Annotated in this window: 14 protein-coding genes; 11 read left to right on the top strand and 3 right to left on the bottom strand. The window is 72.0% G+C overall.

Annotated features, from left to right (window positions below; all coding sequences use genetic code 11):
- The first annotated feature begins 91 nt into the window (after positions 1-91).
- The 5 genes from SD460_RS43025 to SD460_RS43005 all read left to right on the top strand — a co-directional run bounded on the left by SD460_RS43025 (position 92) and on the right by SD460_RS43005 (position 7846).
- Complete coding sequence (locus SD460_RS43025) at positions 92-1987, top strand: alpha/beta fold hydrolase (RefSeq protein WP_290056612.1); 1896 nt, start codon at positions 92-94, stop codon at positions 1985-1987.
- Between the two features lie 10 nt (positions 1988-1997).
- A complete protein-coding gene (locus SD460_RS43020; protein WP_290056611.1) occupies positions 1998-3272 on the top strand; it encodes a glycosyltransferase family 2 protein in 1275 nt (424 codons plus the stop codon).
- Positions 3265-4434 carry an MFS transporter gene (locus SD460_RS43015; protein ID WP_290056610.1) on the top strand — a complete coding sequence of 390 codons (1170 nt, stop codon included), beginning with the start codon at positions 3265-3267 and terminating at the stop codon, positions 4432-4434. Before SD460_RS43020 ends, SD460_RS43015 begins: the two co-directional genes overlap by 8 nt.
- An 80-nt stretch (positions 4435-4514) precedes the next feature.
- On the top strand, positions 4515-5408 hold the full coding sequence (locus SD460_RS43010; protein WP_290056609.1) for a TIGR03619 family F420-dependent LLM class oxidoreductase: 894 nt from the start codon (positions 4515-4517) through the stop codon (positions 5406-5408).
- A 248-nt stretch (positions 5409-5656) separates the two neighbouring features.
- Entirely contained in the window at positions 5657-7846 is a 2190-nt protein-coding gene (locus SD460_RS43005) for an RICIN domain-containing protein (RefSeq protein WP_290056608.1), read from the top strand.
- Between the two features lie 43 nt (positions 7847-7889).
- Here SD460_RS43005 and SD460_RS43000 read toward each other — a convergent pair whose 3' ends face one another.
- The 3 genes from SD460_RS43000 to SD460_RS42990 are packed head-to-tail and all read right to left on the bottom strand — an operon-like array spanning position 7890 to position 10515.
- Entirely contained in the window at positions 7890-8735 is an 846-nt protein-coding gene (locus SD460_RS43000; protein ID WP_290056607.1) for a class II fructose-bisphosphate aldolase, read from the bottom strand.
- Positions 8735-9637: a 1-phosphofructokinase family hexose kinase gene (locus SD460_RS42995; RefSeq protein ID WP_290056606.1), complete on the bottom strand. Its 903-nt coding sequence runs from the start codon at positions 9635-9637 to the stop codon at positions 8735-8737. The genes SD460_RS43000 and SD460_RS42995 overlap by 1 nt, the downstream gene beginning before the upstream one ends.
- On the bottom strand, positions 9634-10515 hold the full coding sequence (locus tag SD460_RS42990; protein ID WP_290056605.1) for an SIS domain-containing protein: 882 nt from the start codon (positions 10513-10515) through the stop codon (positions 9634-9636). Before SD460_RS42990 ends, SD460_RS42995 begins: the two co-directional genes overlap by 4 nt.
- 291 nt (positions 10516-10806) lie before the next feature.
- Here SD460_RS42990 and SD460_RS42985 point away from each other — a divergent pair, with 291 nt between their 5' ends.
- The 6 genes from SD460_RS42985 to SD460_RS42960 all read left to right on the top strand — a co-directional run bounded on the left by SD460_RS42985 (position 10807) and on the right by SD460_RS42960 (position 17795).
- The gene (locus SD460_RS42985; RefSeq protein ID WP_290056604.1) at positions 10807-12183 is read left to right on the top strand and encodes an ABC transporter substrate-binding protein; all 1377 of its coding nucleotides are present in this window, start codon (positions 10807-10809) and stop codon (positions 12181-12183) included.
- Positions 12183-13142: a carbohydrate ABC transporter permease gene (locus SD460_RS42980; protein WP_290056603.1), complete on the top strand. Its 960-nt coding sequence runs from the start codon at positions 12183-12185 to the stop codon at positions 13140-13142. The genes SD460_RS42985 and SD460_RS42980 overlap by 1 nt, the downstream gene beginning before the upstream one ends.
- Positions 13123-14025, top strand: a complete 903-nt coding sequence (locus SD460_RS42975; RefSeq protein WP_290056602.1) for a carbohydrate ABC transporter permease — start codon at positions 13123-13125, stop codon at positions 14023-14025. The genes SD460_RS42980 and SD460_RS42975 overlap by 20 nt, the downstream gene beginning before the upstream one ends.
- 6 nt (positions 14026-14031) lie before the next feature.
- Positions 14032-15078, top strand: coding sequence for an ABC transporter ATP-binding protein (locus SD460_RS42970; RefSeq protein ID WP_290056601.1), 1047 nt, complete (start codon positions 14032-14034; stop codon positions 15076-15078).
- The gene (locus SD460_RS42965; RefSeq protein WP_318307643.1) at positions 15075-16928 is read left to right on the top strand and encodes a DUF5107 domain-containing protein; all 1854 of its coding nucleotides are present in this window, start codon (positions 15075-15077) and stop codon (positions 16926-16928) included. The genes SD460_RS42970 and SD460_RS42965 overlap by 4 nt, the downstream gene beginning before the upstream one ends.
- 78 nt (positions 16929-17006) lie before the next feature.
- Positions 17007-17795: a DeoR/GlpR family DNA-binding transcription regulator gene (locus tag SD460_RS42960; RefSeq protein ID WP_290056599.1), complete on the top strand. Its 789-nt coding sequence runs from the start codon at positions 17007-17009 to the stop codon at positions 17793-17795.
- Positions 17796-18020 lie beyond the last annotated feature (225 nt).

Genomic DNA, 18020 nt, shown 5'->3' with positions numbered 1-18020 from the left:
CAATCGAGGAGACGTTCCCCTTGACGAACAGCTGCCACCCTGATCCGCAGCTTCCTCTCCGAGCGATGAAATCCCCGACTGGGGTGGTGAAATGACTCTGCTAGCCCTGCTCCACAGCCCGGCGGCCAGTGGCGGCGACACGACGACGCGGCGGATCGCCGAGCACCTGTCCGCGAGCGGGCACCCGGTCCGGCTGCTGCCCCACGCCGACGCGGTGGCCGAGGCGGCCAAGGACGCCGACGTGCTCGCGATGGTCGGCACGCACGCCCTGCTCAGCGGCAGCACCTTCCTCGAGACCGGCCGCCCGTACGTGCTCGTCCTCGGCGGCACCGACCTCAACGAATACGCGTTGGAACCGGTGTTCCACCAGGTGATGACCCAGGCCGTCGAGCGCGCCGCCGGCCTGGTCGCGTTCAACGACGACTTCGTGCGGCGCAGCCGCGAACTGTGGCCGCAGGTCGCCGACAAGGTGCGGTACATCCCGCAGGGCGTGCGCACGACGCCGTCGGACTACTCGCTGCGCCGCGCGCTCGGCGTCGGCGCCGACGCGAAGCTGCTGCTCCTGCCCGCGGGACTGCGGCCGGTCAAGGACCCGCTGTTCGCGATCGACGCCGTCAAGCAGCTGCACGAGGACGACGACCGCGTCCGGCTCGTCATCGCGGGCGTTTCCTACGACGAGGACTACGAAGCCATGGTGCGGCGGCGCTGCGGCGGCAGCCCCGCGGTGCGGTACGTCGGCGCGCTGGCCCGCGAAGACCTGCACGCCGCGATGCGCGAGGCGACCGCGGTGCTCAACACGTCGACGTCGGAGTGCAGCCCGAACTCGCTGCTCGAAGCGATGGACGTCGGCTGCCCGGTCGTCGTGCGGGACATCCCGGGCAACACCTGCCTGGTCGAGCACGACGCCACCGGCCTGGTGTTCGCCGACCGCGACGGCCTGCGGGAGCAGGTGCGGCGGCTGCTCGACGACGACGTGCTGGCCCGGCGGCTGCGGCGGCACGGGCAGGAGCACGTCCGGCGCGTGCACGGCATGCCCGCCGAACGGGCCGCGTACGCCGCGGTGGTCCGCGACCTGCTCGACGACCTCCCGCCGGTGGTGGACGTGCCCGCGCGCGACCGGATCGTGCGGGCCAACGGCGTCGACCTCTGCGTGCAGACCTTCGGCGACCCGGCGGACCCGGCGATCCTGCTGGTGGCCGGGTCGGGCGCGTCGATGCTGGCGTGGGACGCCGGGTTCTGCGAGCTGCTCGCGGGCGAGTCCCGGTACGTGATCCGCTACGACCACCGCGACACCGGCCGTTCGGTGAGCTACCCGCCGGGGGAGCCGCCGTACGAGCTGCGGGACCTGGCCGCGGACGCTGTCGGCGTGCTCGACGCGCTCGGCGTCGAGCGGGCGCACGTGGTCGGGATTTCGCTGGGCGGCATGATCGCGCAGGTCGCGGCCCTGGCCGAACCGGCGCGGATCGCGTCGCTCACCCTCGTGGCGACCAGTCCCGGCGAAGGCCCCGACCTGCCGCCGCCGTCGCTGCGCGTGCTGACCGCGCTGGCCGACGTCGAGCCGCCGGACTGGACCGACCGGGACTCGGTCGTCGAGCACCTGGTGGCCGCGGCCCGGCCGCTTTCGGGGCCGTCGCGGGACTTCGACGAGCACGCGCACCGGCGGGTGGCGGCGAGGGTGTTCGTCCGCGCCGGTGGCCGGCTCGAGTCCGCGGGCAACCACGCCTACCTCGACCACGGGGCGCCGTGGCGGCCCCGGCTCGGCCGGATCACCGCGCCGACGCTGGTGGTCCACGGCGCCGACGACCCGATCCACCCCGTCGCCCACGCGCACGCGCTGGCGGCGGCGATCCCCGGCGCGGCGGTGCGGATCCTCGGCCGGGCCGGGCACGAACTGTCCGAAGTGGACTGGCCGGACCTGGTCCCGGCCATCGTCCGGCACACCACAGGCAGCGAAGGGCGGCTTCCCCGTGCAACCACACCCCTGTGACTGCAGCCCGATGTGCGAGCTGCGGGCGGCGAACCCGATGCGGATCCGGCCGACGCGCTCGGGCCGAGAGGGCACGTTCGCGGCCGTCTCGCCCTACCGGCGGGCCGAGCCGGCCACCGGCGACCTCGCCGCGCGCGTCACGAGCTACGTCGTCCTGACACTCGACCCGGCGGTGCCCGACGTGGCCGCCGACTACTGGATGCACAGCGAACGCTTCTACCGCGCGGTGGGCGATCCGATCGGCACCCGGCTCGGCGGCGACCTCGCCTACCGGCGGCTGGTCGCGCACCCGACGGACGCCGATGCCGAGCGCGCCCTCGCCGCGCGGGTCGCGGACCTGTTCGCGGAAGACCCGGCGCTGGCCGAGGAACTGGCTGCACGGGCCGACGTCGCCGACGACAACGTCTACATCAACTACTTCCGCGGCCCGGACTACGGGCCGGCCGCGCGGAGCGCCGACGTCGAGCGGCTGACCGGGCTCGCGGCCGGGGCCCCGAGCCGCCCGGACGGCCGCGGCGACGAAGTGCTCGTCGTCGTCCCGATCTCCGACCGCGACGGCGCGGGCCGGATCCGCAACCTGCTGGCGTGCCTGCTCGCCCTGCGCGACCAGACGATGCCGGCGTCGGACTACCGCGTGACCGTGGTCGAGTTCGACGAGGAACCCCGGTGGCGCGACCGGATCGAGCCGCTGGCCGACCACTACCTGCACGTCACCGGGCACGGCTTGTTCAACAAGTCGTGGACGGTCAACGCCGGTGTCCGCCACACCCTGGGCGCCGCACGCACGCTGTGCCTGCTCGACGCGGACATCCTGGTGGACCGCGACTTCCTGCGGCGCAACCACGCCCGGTTCGCCGAGCACGGCCACGACGCGCACCTGCCGCACACCGAAATGCTGTCGCTGGACGCGCAGTCCAGCGATCGCCTGATCGAAGACCGGTGCGGCGGGCGCACGGCAGGCGTGCCGCTCGCCGGGACGCGCGGGCTGCTGCTGCGGGACGTGCCGGGCGCGTGCCTGTGGCTCACGCCGGACCTGTTCACCGCGGTCGGCGGCCTCGACGAGCGCTACCGCGGCTGGGGCGGCGAAGACGAGGACATGCTCTACCGCGTCGCCACCGCCGGGTCCGCCGTCCAGTTCGACGACGTGTTCGTCCACCTGGCCCACCGGCGCCCGGCGATGCGGCGTGAGGACGGGCAGCCGTTCAACGCGCACGTCCCGGTCGGCACGTGGGACGGCGCGCACGGTTACGGCGACCTCGACCGCGGCACCGGAACCGATGACTAGCACCGTTCTTCCCCTGCGCCGGCCCAGGACCGCTGTCGCCACGGTGTTCTTCGTCGTCGGCGTCCTGCTGGGCACGTGGTTCACGCGCGTCCCGGAGCTGCGCACGGCACTGGGCCTCGACTTCGCCGAACTCGGCGCCGTGCTGCTGTTCCAGACGGTCGGCGTGCTGCTCGCGATGCAGGTGGCCGGTCACCTGTCGGCGCACCTGGACACGCGCACGGTCCTCCGCTGGACGGCGGCGCTCGTGCCGTGGTGCCCGGTCCTGGTCACAGTGACCTCGGGCGCGGTCGCCGCGGCCACCGCGATGCTGGTGTGGGGCCTGCTGGCCGGCCTGCTCGACGTGGCGATGAACGCGCAGGGCGTCGAGCTGGAACGGGCCGGCCGCCGCCCGTTCCTGAGCAGTCTCCACGCGGTGTGGGGCGCGGGCGCGCTGGCGGGCTCGCTCGGTTCCCTGGCCGCGATCCGGGCAGGATTGCCGCTGGGCACGCATTTCTCTGTTGTCGCCGTGGTGTTGTGCGTACTGGCCTTGGTGGCCGGCCGCCACGCGCTGGCCGGGACGGTGCGGCCGGGCCCGCGGAAGCCCGTGGGCCTGCTGTCCGGCTGGACCCGTTCGGTGCTGGTCTTGGGCGCCCTCGGCGCGGCGGCGGCGTTGTGCGAGGGCGCGGTTTCGAGCTGGTGCGGGGTTTTCCTGCGCGAGCAACGCGGCGCGGCCGTCGAAGTGGCTTCGCTGGGGTACTTCGTGTTCGTGCTGGCCCAGACGGCGACGCGGGTGTTCGGCGACCGGGTCCACCGGGTGCTCGGCCCGGCGGCGCTGCTGCGCTGGAGCATGGCGGCGACGGTGGCCGGGGTGCTGGTGTCGGTGCTGTCGCCGGATCCGTGGGTGGGGCTGGCGGGTTTCGCGGTGCAGGGATGCGGCCTGGCGGTGGTGATCCCGGTGCTCTCGGGCGCGGTCGGGCACGGCGCCGAGGGGAACACGAGCCTGGCGATCGCGCGGTATTCGACGTTGCACCAAGCGGGTGTGCTGGCCGGGCCGGCGTTGTTCGGCTGGCTGGCGCAGACGTGGGGGATCGGCACGGCGCTGGTGCTGCTGGTGGTCCCGCTGGGCGCGATCGCGCTGCTGGCCACGGCGGCGCGGCCGGTGAAGATCGCGAATTCCCCGTGAATTGCTTGAACACGCAACCAGATGCGAGTACTAGTGGCAACAGGGCCGGTACGGTCCGTTGACACTTCAGGGGAGCATCGATGCGTCTTGGTTTCAGCCTTCCGGTTTTCGGCAAGGCGGCGGCCACACCGGGTGGGATCGCGCGGTACGCGAAGGCGGCCGAGCAGGCGGGGGCGGCCAGTCTGTGGGTCGGTGACCGGCTGCTGTCGCCGGTCGCGCCCGTGGTCGCCTACCCGGGCTACGACACCATGCCCGAGGAATTCCACACCGCGCAGGACCCGTTCACCGCACTGGCCATCGCCGCGGCGGTGACCGAGACGGCGATCCTCGGGTCCAGCACGATCAACGCCACCCAGTACCAGCCCGCGAACTTCGCGCGCCTGCTGACCAGCATCGACGTCGCCAGCAACGGCCGCCTGCTGCCCGGGCTGGGCATCGGCTGGTCGCCGGACGAGTACGACGCCGTCGCGATCCCGATGTCGGAACGCGGCAAGCGGCTGGACGACCTGCTCGACCTCCTGGACAAGTGGTGGACCCAGGACCTGGTGTCCCACACCGGGATCGGCTACACGATCGCCGAGAGCCACGTCGACCTCAAGCCGGTCCGCAAGCCGCCGGTGCACCTGGCGGGCTTCGGCGAGAAGGCCCTGCGCCGCGTCGCCGAGCGAGCCGACGGCTGGCTGCCGGTCTGGTCGGTCCCCGAGCAGTTCCCGGCGAACGTCCTGACCGACACCCTGGCCAAGCTGCGCGCCGGCGCCGAGCAGGCGGGCCGCGACCCGGGCGCGCTGGGCGTCGCACTGCGGGTGAACGCCGCTCCGGAGACCAAGCCGGAGCTCATCGCCGAGTCCGTCGTGAAGATCGTGTCGGTGCTCGAGCCGGACGAGGTCTTCGTCGACCTCACGTACCTGACCGGCAGCGTCGAGGAGCACCTCGACCTGACCGGCCGCCTGCTGGAGCTCACCGCCCAGGGCTGACCCCCCGCCGCGCGGCCCTCCCGATTCCGGCGAGCGGCCGCGCGGCCCGGCCGCGTGAAGTCCCGCGGCCACTCTCGGCGAGCGCCTTTGCGAATCTCGCCCCCGCCGCACCCGTTCGTATGTGTCAACGCCGAGGTGCGTGAACCTGAACGAACTCCCACAGTATCTTGCAACTTCGAACAACATCCTGCACACTGCGAGCACCCGGCGCCCGGCGAGTCCACCCACGTCGAGATCGAGGAGCTCCGATGCACCCTGCCTCGTCCCCACCCTCACGCCGCGGACGTGCCGCCGCCGCGCTGGCGGCCGTCGCCGCGGTGCTCGTGAGCACGGCCGCGCCCGCCGAAGCCGCCCCGCCCGCCGGCGGGTACACCGTTTCGGTCCAGTCGAAAGGCGCGTGGTCGACCCCGACCGACTCGCCCGCCAGTCCGTACCTCGACAAGGACGGCACCTTCTACTTCCAGCAGTCCGCCGCCCTCTACGGCGCCACGCAGCCGCGCGAGTGGGAGTTCTACAGCGGCCGGGACTTCGACAGCTTCAGCAAGAACCCGATCAGCAACGCCGTGAACCCCGCGGATCCCGCCGACCGCAACGACGACACGACGAAGCGGTGCAACACCAGCCCGACCGGCGTGGAATCGACGAATCCGCCGTCCGGGTCGAGTTACTCGCAGAAGAACTTCTGCGACCTCGTCGGCACCTGGGTCGACCCGGACACCGGCGACTGGTACGGCCTGGTGCACAACGAGTTCACCCCGCAGCCGTTCGGCGATGGCTTGCACTACGACGCCATCGACTACGCCGTCTCGACCGACCAGGGCCGGACCTGGCGGATCAAGGCGCACGTCCTGACCTCGCCGTTCAGCACGAAACGCGGGGACACCGCCGCCTTCCCGAACCAGACCTACTACTACGGCGACGGCGACCAGCGGCTCTACGTCGACACCGCGTCCGGCTACTTCTACGTCTTCTACGGCTCGCGCGTGGTCGACAAGAACGGCGGCTGGAAAGCCTTCTACGCACACGCCGCGCGTGCCCCGATCTCGGCCAAGATGGCGCCGGGGTCGTGGCGCAAGTGGTACGGCGGTGCCTGGACCGAGCCCGGTGTCGGCGGCAAGGAAAGCAACCAGGTCCCGGTCGGCCCGGACAGCTCGACCGGCTACACGCCGACGGCGAAGGAGTACAGCCCCGCCAACACGGGCACCGCGGACCAGCAGATCGCGGCGGGCAAGATGCCCGCGACGTCACCGCTGTTCGTCATGGACATCACCTACAACGCCCACCTCGGCCTCTACATCGGCGAGCCGCAAGCCGTCGACCAGAGCGGGAACGCGCCGCAGCAGTACTACGCGACCGACGACCTGGCCACGCAGAAGTGGTACCCGATCGGCGGCACGGGCGGCTACCACACGGCGTCGTGGTACCGGTGGTTCGTCGACGGCGTGAACAAGACCGGCTCGGCGATCGTGGGCAAGGACTTCCGCGCGTACTGCTCGTTCGGCTGCTCCGGCGGCGCGTCCGGCGAATACGTCAACGTCTCCATCGACAACCCGGCCCGCGCGGCGGTCCCGTTCGACCCGGCCAAGACCTACCGGATCGCCTCCGGGGACGGCCGGGTGCTCGCCCAGCGCGGTTCCGCGACGACGTCGGTCGCGAGCGGCGACGGCTCCGCCGCGCAGGCCTGGTCGTTCACCGGTAACGGCGACGGCTCCTACCGGATCGCCAACGCCGGGAGCGGCGGCCTGCTCGGTGTCCCGTCGACGTCGCCGGCCACGCGGGCGTGGGGGACCGCGCCGACCGTGACGGCGGCGAGCAGTCCGGCGGTGGGGCAGCGGTGGTTCGTCATCCCCGGCGCGTCGGGGACGTACCGCCTGGTCAACCGCTACAGCGGCCTGGTGCTCGGCATGTCCGCGGCCCGGCCGGCCGAGACCACGCCGGTGCGGCACTGGACCGACACCACCGGCAGCGCGGTCGGCGGCGGCCGCACCGCGGCCCAGCAGGCGCTGGCCGTCACGGCGGTGGGCACCGCGCCCGTCCTGACCGGCACGCACACCGTCGCGGTGGGCGGCAAGGCGCTCGACGTGCCGAGCCACAGCACGGCCAAGGGCACGAAACTGGTCACCTGGACCGCGAACGGCGGCGCCAACCAGAGCTGGACCTTGACCGGGCAGCCGGACGGCTCCTACGAACTGCGCAACGTCGAATCCGGCTTGTGCGCGGACGTCGACGGCGGCGCCACCACGGCCGGCGCGGCGATCATCCAGTGGACCTGCACGGGCGGGGCCAACCAGCACTGGACGGCCGCCCGCCAGGCCGACGGGACGTACACCTTCACCTCCGTCCACAGTGGCCTGCTGTTGACCACCTCGTCCACCTCGGACGGCGCCGCGGTCACCCAGCAAGCCCCTGCGGACCACCAGCACTGGTCGGTCGCCTGAAAAGCTCGTGAGTGTTTAGTCGGGTTAGAACCCGACTAAACACTCACGACCGGACACCAGCGGAAAGGAGGCTGAGGAGGCGGCGGACCTCGGCTGTCACCGCGTCGCGGCCCGCGCCCAGGTAGCGGCGCGGGTCCACGCGCTCGGGGTGCGTGCGCCAGTCGCCCGCGGCGGCCGCGGTGAAGACCTTGTTGAGCTGGGTCGCGATGTTCACCTTCGTCATCCCCGCCCGGACGGCCTCGGCCAGGCCGTCGTCGGACACCCCGGACGAGCCGTGCAGGACCAGTGGCACCGGCACCCGCTCGCGCAGCCGGGTGATCAGGCCGAAGTCCAGTTCGGCGTCCCGGGTGAGCATCGCGTGCGAGCTGCCGACGGCCACCGCGAGCGCGTCGACGCCGGTCGCCGCGGCGAACTCCGCCGCCTCGTCCGGGTCGGTGCGCGCGCCCGGGGCGTGCACACCGTCCTTGCCGCCGACTTCGCCGAGCTCGGCTTCCACCCAGACGCCGTGGTCGTGGCAGAACGCGACGACTTCCCGCGTCTCGCGCACGTTGTCCGAGTAGTCCAGTTTGGACGCGTCGAACATGACCGAGCCGAACCCGAGCCCGACGGCTTCCCGCACCAGGTCGCGGGATTCGGCGTGGTCGAGGTGCACGGCGACGCGTGCCTCGGCCGCGCGGGCCGTGGCCAGCGCGGCGCCGCCGATCGGCGCCAGCGCGCCGTGGTAGCGCACGGCGTTCTGGCTCAGCTGCACGATCACCGGTGCGCCGGCCAAGGCCGCGCCCTCGGTGATCGCGGTGAGGTGTTCGAGCTGGATCGCGTTGAAGGCACCGCAGCCCCGCCGGGCCGCCGCGGCCGCCGCGACGATGTCCCCGGTGCTCACGAGCGGCATCAGGTCTCCTGTTCCGGCCGGACGCGCACGGCGCCCAGCTCACGGTGGTAGTGCGCGAGGTCGACGTCGCCGGCGAGCGGCCCGAGCACCGCCGCGCCGGACAGCGCGACGGCCCGGCGCAGGATCTCCGGCCACGGTTCGCGCCGGCTGAGCCCGAGCGCGAGGGCCGCGACGACGGCGTCCCCCGCGCCGGTGGCGTTGCCGGTGAGGGCGCTCGACGGCGTCGCGCGCCAGGTGCCCGCGGGTGTGACCGCGAGCAGCCCGTCGGCGCCGAGGGAGACGACGACGGCGCCCGCCCCGGCCCGCATCAGCGCGCGGGCCGCCCGCCCGGGGTCGTCGAGCCCGGTGACCTCGCGCAGTTCGGTGGCGTTGGGCTTGACGACGGCAGGCCGTCCGGCCAGCCCGGAAAGCAGGGCCTCGCCGGAAGTGTCCAAAACGGACTGGCGGCCGGCGATCAACCGCGCGTAGCCGTCGGGTGGTGCCCCGGGTGGCAGGCTGCCGGAGCAGACCAGCACTTCCGGGTCGTGCCGCCGGACGCGCTCGGCGAGCAGCGCCCATTCCGTCGCGGTCACCGCCGGGCCCGGCTCGCTGAGGAGGGTCACCGAACCGTCCACAGCGGACAGCACGGTGGTCGTCCGGCGCGTCTCGCCGCCGATCGGGACCAGCTCCGCGGCCAGCCCGGCCGCGCCGAGGTCGGCGGCCAGCTCGGACCCGGTGGCCCCGCCGGCGGTGGCGATCGCGCGGACGTCCACGCCGAGCGCGTGCAGCACGCGGGCGACGTTGACGCCCTTGCCGCCGGCCCGGTGCCGGACGTCGCGCGCCCGGTGCACGGCGTCCGGCACCAGGCCGTCCACCGTGTACGTGACGTCGAGCGCGGCGTTCGGCGTCACGGTGACGATCATGTGAGGACGACGGAGCGCGTCAAGCCGCGGGGACGGTCCGGGTCGAGGCCCTTCCGGCGGGCGATCGCCCCGGCCACGAGCTGGGCGCGGACGAGGTCGGCGAGCGGGTCGAGGCCGCTCTCGACGAACGTGCCGCCCGCCCGCCGGACGTCGTCGGCGAGCCCGTCCGGCGCGGTGCCGAACATCCAGGTCACCCGGCCCGGCTCGCTGATGCTGATCGGGCCGTGCCGGTAGTCCCACGCGGGGTAGGACTCGGTCCACAGCAGGCACGCCTCGCGGAACTTGAGCGCGGCCTCGTTCGCGAGGCCGATCGACCAGCCGGTGCCGAGGAAGCTGAACTGCTCCGCGCCGGTCAGCGCGTCCGGCAGCGGCTCGGCCAGCACCCGCTCGGCCTGCGCGACGACGTCGGTCAGGTCCTCGCCGAGGTGGGCGCGCAGCATGGCCAGCGCGGTGGTGGCGAACCGGGTCTGCACGACCGAGCGCTCGTCCACCGAGGACAGGTCGACGACCGCGTCGGCGGTGCCGCCGACCTCGCCCGGCACCCCGGTGATCACCGTGGTCTTCGTCCGGCCGCGCAGTTTCGCGAGCACGGTGTGCACCTCGGTCGTGGTGCCCGAGCGGGTCAGCGCGAGCACGTGGTCGTAGGCGCGGCCCACCGGGAACTCGGACGCGGCGAACGCGTCGGTCTCGCCGAGCCCGGCGGATTCGCGCAGTACGGCGTAGGCCTGGCCGACGAACCACGAGGTCCCGCAGCCGACGATCGCCACCCGGGCGCCCGGCGCGGGCAGCCGTCCGTCGTTCGCCTCGGCCAGCGCACCCGCTTCCCGCCAGCAGCCGGGCTGGCTGGCGATCTCCGCAGCCATGAAGGTCCCGCTCATGAACTCCCCATCCGTGCCGGTTGTGCGCAACACAAGACACGGTAGATGCAAGTTTGTGCAACGTCAACGCGTCAATCGATCACTTGCGTGCAGCGGCGGCGTCGAGGTGCGAACACCTCCTGAGATGTGGTTACGTGCCTGATCAGCCGGACACCTCGGACTTTGGCGAGTCCATGACAGTACCGACGTAGTGTTGACAAGTGCTTGGAACCTGTTAAAACTGCGCAGCAACGCGCAGAACGCGTGTTCCTCATCGATGTGGGCGGTGGCGATATGCGGCGGAGCAAGCTCATGGCGTGGACAGCGGGGGTGTCCCTCCTGCTGGCCGGGTGCGGCGGGGGCGCGGACACCGGCAGCGGGACCGGCGAGAACGCCCTGCCCGGCGTCGACCAGTACCTGAACGCGCCCTGCCCGGAGGCCGCGGTCAAGCCGGCCACGGACAAGGAATTCACGTACTGGGCCATGTGGACCGCCGACGAGCCGCAGGGCAAGGTGCTCCAGAAGGCGTTCAAGTGCTTCCAGGAGAAGACCGGCGTCAAGGTGAACGTCCAGTGGCTGGGGCGCAAGGCCTACACGCAGAACCTGGTGCCCGCGCTGAACACCGACGCGGTGCCGGACCTGTTCGACCAGGACGTCAGCAAGGTCGGCGCCGCCATCATGACCCCGGGCGGCACGCAGGGCCTCGACGACGTCTTCGCGATGAAGGTCGGCGAGGGCGACAAGACCGTCCGGGACGTGCTTTCGAAGAGCTCCTACGACTTCCCGCAGAACAAGGACAAGGCGGGCCAGAACTTCATGGTCCCCTACACCGTCCAGTCCAGTGCCTGGTGGTTCAACAAGGATTCCGCGGGTGACGTCCAGCAGCCCAAGACGATGGACGACCTGGTCGCGCTGTTCGACAAGGCGAAGGCCGACGGCAAGGCCGCGATCAGCCAGGACGGCGACATCCCGTTCTACAACATGTACTTCTTCACCCAGCTCGCCGAGCGGTACGTCGGCGCGGGCGGGCTGAACAAGGCCGCTTCGGACCAGACCGGCCAGGCGTGGAAGACCGACCCCGGCTTCCTCAAGGCCGCCACCGAAACCGCGAAGCTCCCCCGGTACTTCATCGACGGCTGGGACGCGGCGAAGTTCCCGCAGGTGCAGCAGCGCTGGGCCGACGGCGACTCGCGCTACCTCTACGTCGGCACCTGGGCGCCGAGCGAGACGCGGGAGTACCTGGACAAGCAGGGTGCCGGGACGAAGATCGCCTACGGCTCCTTCCAGTTCCCGATGCCCGCCGGCGCCACGCACGACACCGTCGAGCAGATGTCGATCGGCTTCTCGGTGACCAAGAAGGCCAAGCACGCCGAGGCGGCCAAGGCGTTCATCGCCTACTTCCTCAACAAGGACATCCTCTCCGGCATCCCGGCGGTGGCCGACAACCTCGTGCCGCGCGCCGACCTCGCCGTGCCGGACGACCTCAAGCAGGTCAAGGCCGCGCTCGACGACCCGAAGAAGGAGCACGTCCTGCAGTACGACGGGATCGACGGCATCGCCGGCGGCAAGTGGCAGACCGACGTCTTCGACCCGGCCGACACCGCGCTGCTCAAGGGCCAGCTCACGCCGCAGCAGTTCGTCGAGCAGCTCGCCGCCAAGGGCGCGGAGTTCTGGAAGAACCAGGGCTGATGGCCACGCTCACGACGACACCGCCGTCGGCACGGGCTCCGGGGGCTCGTGCCGACGGCGGCGCGCACCTGCGCCGCAAGAAGCGGCTGTTCTGGCCGTTCGCCGCGCCCGCGCTGGTGCTGTACCTGGCGTTCCTGGTGCTGCCGACGCTCGGGACCGTGGTCCTGTCCTTCACGAGCTGGGCCGGCGCGGGGGACACGCCGAAGCCCAACGGCGTCACCAACTACACGCAGATGTGGGCGAGCGACTCGTTCCAGTACGCCTTCCGCAACACGCTGGTGTACGTCTTCGCCGGCGGCGTCGGCACGTTCGCGCTCGCGTTCCTGTTCACCATGGTGCTGCGGGACATGCGCGGCGGCAAGGTCGTCCGCGCCATCCTGTTCTTCCCGAACATCGTCGCGCCGGTGGCGCTCGGGATGTTTCTCGGGTTCGTGTTCAAGTACCAGCCCGGCAAGCAGGGGCTGGCGAACTACGTCCTGGAGCACGCCGGCGCGGACGCGGCCAAGTTCCTGGCCCCGGCCAACGTGACCGGCGTCGTGACGGCGTCGCTGATCTGGGCCAGTTCCGGCTTCTACATCACGATCCTGATGGCCGCGGTCGACCGGATCCCGCCGTACCTCTACGAAGACGCCGAACTCGGCGGCGCCTCGCCGTGGCAGAAGTTCCGCAACATCACGCTGCCGATGACGTGGGACGTCGTCGGCGTCGCCGGGGTGCTGTGGACGATCAACGCGCTGAAGATCTTCGAGCTGGTGTTCGTGCTGGCCGGGCCGGGCACGTACGCCCCGCCGAACGAGGCGTGGACGCTGGGGATCTACGTGTTCGACCGGACCTTCGGTTCGAACGGCACGCCGGACTTCGGCGCCGCCTGCGCCTGCGCGGTGGCGATGATCGCGCTGGTGTCGATCCTGGTCGTGCTGCTGAGGCGGGTGATGCGCCGTGACGCGATCCAGTTCTGAGGTCCGCCGGGTTCCGCGCAAGCCGAAGCCGGCTCCGGGATCGCGGCGGTTCAGCCCGCTGCGGCTGCTGGGCTCGGTGCTCGTGTGGGCGTTCACCGCGGGCAACGTGCTGGTGCTGTACTGGCTGCTCACGGCGGCGTTCAAGACGCCGGTGGAGATCTTCACCAAGCCGTTCGCGCTGCCGTACCAGTGGTTCCACGTCGGCAAGCCGTTCCGGAACTTCGTCTACGCCTGGAACAACGCGGGCTTCGGCGACGCCGTGCTCACGACGGTGGTCCTGGTCGGCCTCGCGACCGTCGCGACGGTGGCCGTCTCCGCGCCGTGCGCGTACGCGCTGACCCGGCTCGGCGTGCGCGGGTCCGGGCCGCTGACCAACGTCGTCGCGATCGGCATGGGCGTGCCGTTCCAGACCGTGATCATCCCGCTGTTCGTGACCATGAGCAAAGCCCACCTGGACAACGAGTACGGGCTCTTCCTGCTGTACGTCGCGTTGTCGATCCCGTTCACGGTGTTCCTGCTGACCGGGTTCTTCCGCTCGCTGCCGGACGAGCTCGAGGAAGCGGCGTCGCTGGACGGCGCCTCCCCGGCCCGGACGTTCTTCTCGGTGATGCTGCCGCTCGCGCGCGGCGGTCTGATCACGGCGTTGACGCTCAACGCGATCGGCCTGTGGAACGAGACGCTGCTGGCGATCGTGTTCCTCAAGGACCAGGCGCACTTCACGCTCTCCCGCGCGCTGTTCACCTTCTACGGCGCGGCGAGCTACCAGTCGGAGTACGGCGGCCTGATCGCCGGCGTGGCGATCGTCGTGCTCCCGATGCTCGTGCTGTACCTCGTGCTCGCCCGCCGGATCATCACCGGCCTCACCCTCGGCGCCGGAAAGTAGGACCAGATGGCCACCGTGAGCTTCCGGGACACGACCCGGTTCTACGCCGGGGTCGACCGCCCGGCCGTCGACGGGTTCGCCCTCGACGTCGAAGACGGGGAGTTCCTCGTCCTGGTCGGCCCGTCCGGCTGCGGCAAGTCGACGACGCTGCGGATGCTGGCCGGGCTGGAGGGCGTCGACGAAGGCTCCGTCCACATCGGCGACCGCGACGTCACCGAGCTGGCCCCGAAGGACCGGGACTTCGCGATGGTGTTCCAGAACTACGCGCTCTACCCGCACATGACCGTCGGCGAGAACATCGGCTTCCACCTCAAGCTGGCGAAGCTGCCGAAGGCCGAGCGCGAGCGGCGGGTGACCGAAGCCGCGGCGCTGCTCGACCTGACGGAGTACCTCGACCGCAAGCCGGCCAAGCTCTCCGGCGGGCAGCGCCAGCGCGTCGCGATGGGCCGCGCGATCGTGCGCGAGCCGAGCGTGTTCCTGATGGACGAGCCGCTGTCCAACCTGGACGCCAAGCTGCGGGTGCAGACGCGGACGCAGATCGCTTCGCTGCAACGCCGGCTGGGCATCACGACCCTGTACGTCACGCACGACCAGGTCGAAGCGATGACCATGGGCGACCGGGTCGCGGTGCTGCGCGACGGCGTCCTGCAGCAGTGCGACACCCCGATCGGCCTGTTCTCCCAGCCGGTCAACGTGTTCGTGGCCGGGTTCATCGGCTCGCCGTCGATGAACCTGCTGGAGACCACTGTGGACGAAGCGGCGGTGCCGCTGACCCCGGCGCAGCGCTCGGCGCTCACCGGTGCCGGGCTCGTGGTCGGGGTCCGGCCGGAGGGCTGGACGCTCGGCGCGGGCGGCTACGAGGCCGTGGTCGAGGTGGTGGAGGAGCTGGGCAGCGACCAGTACCTGTACTGCCGGGCGGGTGAGAAGGTGCTGACGGCGCGGACGCCGGGCATGGCGCCGTGGCAGCGTGGCCAGCCGATCACCCTGGCGCCGAAGCCGGACGCGGTCCACCTGTTCGACGCGGCCACCGGGGAAAGGCTGCCGGACGCATGACCACCCTCCACCGGACGTCGCTCACGCTGCCCGCGGCCGAGCTGGGGCCGGAGAACCCGCTGCCGCCGCTGGTGAAGCCGGAAGCGGTGGCCTCGGTGTCCAATGTGGACGAGCTGCCCGCGGACCTGGCCGCCGGGCTGGCCTACGGCCGGCTCGGCACGGTGCTGCCGTGCCGGCTGCAGGACGGCTACTCGCGGGACCGCCGGGACCGGGAACTGCCCGCGCTGGTGCTGGAGAACGACCGGCTGCGCGCGACGGTCCTGCCGTCGCTGGGCGGCCGGCTCTGGTCGCTGGTGCACAAGCCGTCCGGACGGGAACTGCTGTACCGCAACCCGGTGCTGCAGCCCGCGAACCTCGCGCTGCGCGACGCGTGGTTCGCCGGCGGCGTCGAATGGAACCTCGGCACCACCGGGCACACGACGCTGACCTGCGCGCCGATGTTCGCGGCCGAGGTGGCGTGTCCGGACGGGACGCCGGTGCTGCGGCTGTGGGAGTGGGAACGCACCCGCGACCTGCCGTACCAGCTCGACTTCTGGCTGCCGGACGGATCGGAGCACCTCTTCGTCGGCGTCCGGATCCGCAACCCGCACCCGCACGACGTCCCGGTCTACTGGTGGTCCAACACCGCCGTCCCGCAGACGGCGTCGACGCGGGTGCTCGTGCCCGCGGACCAGGCCTGGCACTACGGCTATTCGGGCCGGCTCGACCTCGTCGACGTACCGGGCGAGCTGACCTACCCGGCGCGGTCCGGCGCGGCCGCGGACTACTTCTTCGAGGTGGCCGCGGACCGGCCGTGGATCGCGGCGGTCGACGAGACCGGCGCCGGTCTCGGCCAGGCGTCGACCGCGCGGCTGCGTGGCCGGAAACTGTTCCTGTGGGGCGAATCCGCGGGTGGACGGCACTGGCAGGAGTGGCTCGCCCCGGGTGCGGAGACGGGCTACCTGGAAATCCAGGCGGGACTGGCCCGCACGCAGCTGGAACACCTGCGCCTCCCGCCGGGCGAGGCGTGGGACTGGCTGGAGGCCTACGGTCCGGTGACGGCGGACCCGGCCGTGGTGCACGGCGAGGACTGGCGGGCCGCGACGGACGCCGTCACCGGTTTGCCGCCCGCCGGCGTGCTCGAGGCGCGCCACCGGGCGTGGCAAGGGGTCGCGGACGCCGAGCCGGGCGATTTGCTGGCCACCGGTTCGGGCTGGGGTGCGCTGGAAACACTGCGCATGGTGGCGTGCCTGCCGGGTACGCCGTTCCCGAAGGAGACGCTGGGCCCGGAGCAGCGGCCGTGGCTGGACCTCCTCGACGGCGAGACGCCGCACGGTGATCCGCGCGTGCCGCCGCCCGCGACCCTGGTCAACCGGTACTGGGCCGACCTACTGGCGTACACGGCGGACAACTGGCTGACCTGGTACCACCGCGGCGTGGCCCGCTGGGCGGCCGGCGACCGGGAAGCGGCCCGGGAGGCGTGGCGTTCGTCGGTGGCCGCGGCGGAGAACGCTTGGGCCGTGCGCAATCTCGCCGTCACCGCCACGGACGTCGAGGAATCGGCGCGGTTGTCCCTCCGTGCCTGGGAGCTGGCGCCGGAGGTGCAACCGCTGCTCGTCGAAGCGTTGTCCGCGCAGCTGGCGGCCGGGCACGCGCCGGTTTCCCTGCTGCCCGAGCGACCCGAAGGGCGGCTCGCGTTGCTGACCGCGCTCACCCGGCTCCGCGCGGGGGACCGCGCGGACGCGAAGGCCGTGTTCGACGCGGGATTCGAAATCGCGAACATCCGCGAAGGCGAGACATCCCTTTCGGACACTTGGAAAGCGCTCTCGGCGGACCCGCTGCCGTCCCGCTACGACTTCCGGATGAAGTAGCGGCGCGGCGTGCCGGGGCGCGGCGGAGCACGGCGATGCAGCATACTGCTCGCCGAGAGTGAACTAGGGAGTACCGCGATGGTCCGGCACGAACGCCTGAGCACCCTGCTGGACATGCTCGGGCAGCGGGAAAAGATCGACGTCGAGGACGTGGCCGCGGAGCTCGACGTCTCCGCCGCCACGATCCGCCGCGACCTCGACCACCTGGCCGAACAGCAGCTGCTCACCCGCACCCGCGGCGGCGCGGTCGCCAACGACCTCGCCTACGACCTGCCGCTGCGCTACAAGACCGCGCGGCACGTGCCGGAGAAGCAGCGGATCAGCACCGCCGCGGCCGCGTTCGCCGCGAAGGGCATGGTGGTCGGCCTGAACGGCGGCACGACGACCGCCGGGGTGGCGCGGGCCCTCGCGATGCGCCCGGACCTCTCCGGCCGCGGCGGCGACGCACCGGGCCTCACGGTGGTCACGAACGCGCTGAACATCGCCCACGAACTCGCGGTGCGCCCGAACGTCAAGATCGTCGTCACCGGCGGCGTCGCGCGCCCGCAGTCGTTCGAGCTGAGCGGCCCGCTGGCCACCCGCGTCCTCAGTGAACTGACGATCGACCTGCTGTTCCTCGGCGTCGACGCGTTCGACCCGGACGCGGGCGCGTTCGCCCACCACGAGGGCGAGGCCAGCATCAACCGCCTGATGGTCGAGCGCGCCGAGCGCGTGGTCGCGGTGGCGGACGGCTCGAAGCTGGGCCGCCGTGCGTTCGCGCGCATTTGCGAGACGACGCAGGTGCACGCACTGGTGACGGACACCGACGCCGACCCGGACGACCTCCGCGCGTTCGAGGCCGCCGGAGTCGCGGTCCAAGCCGTCTGACCTGACGGCCTCCGCCGCCGGTCCGGCGGCCCGCACCGACAGGAATGAGTCATTCACGTCGCCAGACGACAGGAATGAGTCATTCACGTCGCCGGGCGACGGGGCTCCGGCAAAGTCGCCGGCCTCGGCTCGCTTCACCGCTGGCAGGCGGGGTGGGCAGTTCGAGCGAGGTCGCGAATGAGTCATTGGCGGCTTGGGAGGTCCCGAATGAGTCATTCGCGACCT

The organism is Amycolatopsis solani (assembly GCF_033441515.1).
GTDB classification, from domain to species: domain Bacteria; phylum Actinomycetota; class Actinomycetes; order Mycobacteriales; family Pseudonocardiaceae; genus Amycolatopsis; species Amycolatopsis solani.
Note: the sequence above shows the minus strand (reverse complement) of the source record. Positions and strands in the feature narration are given on the sequence as shown.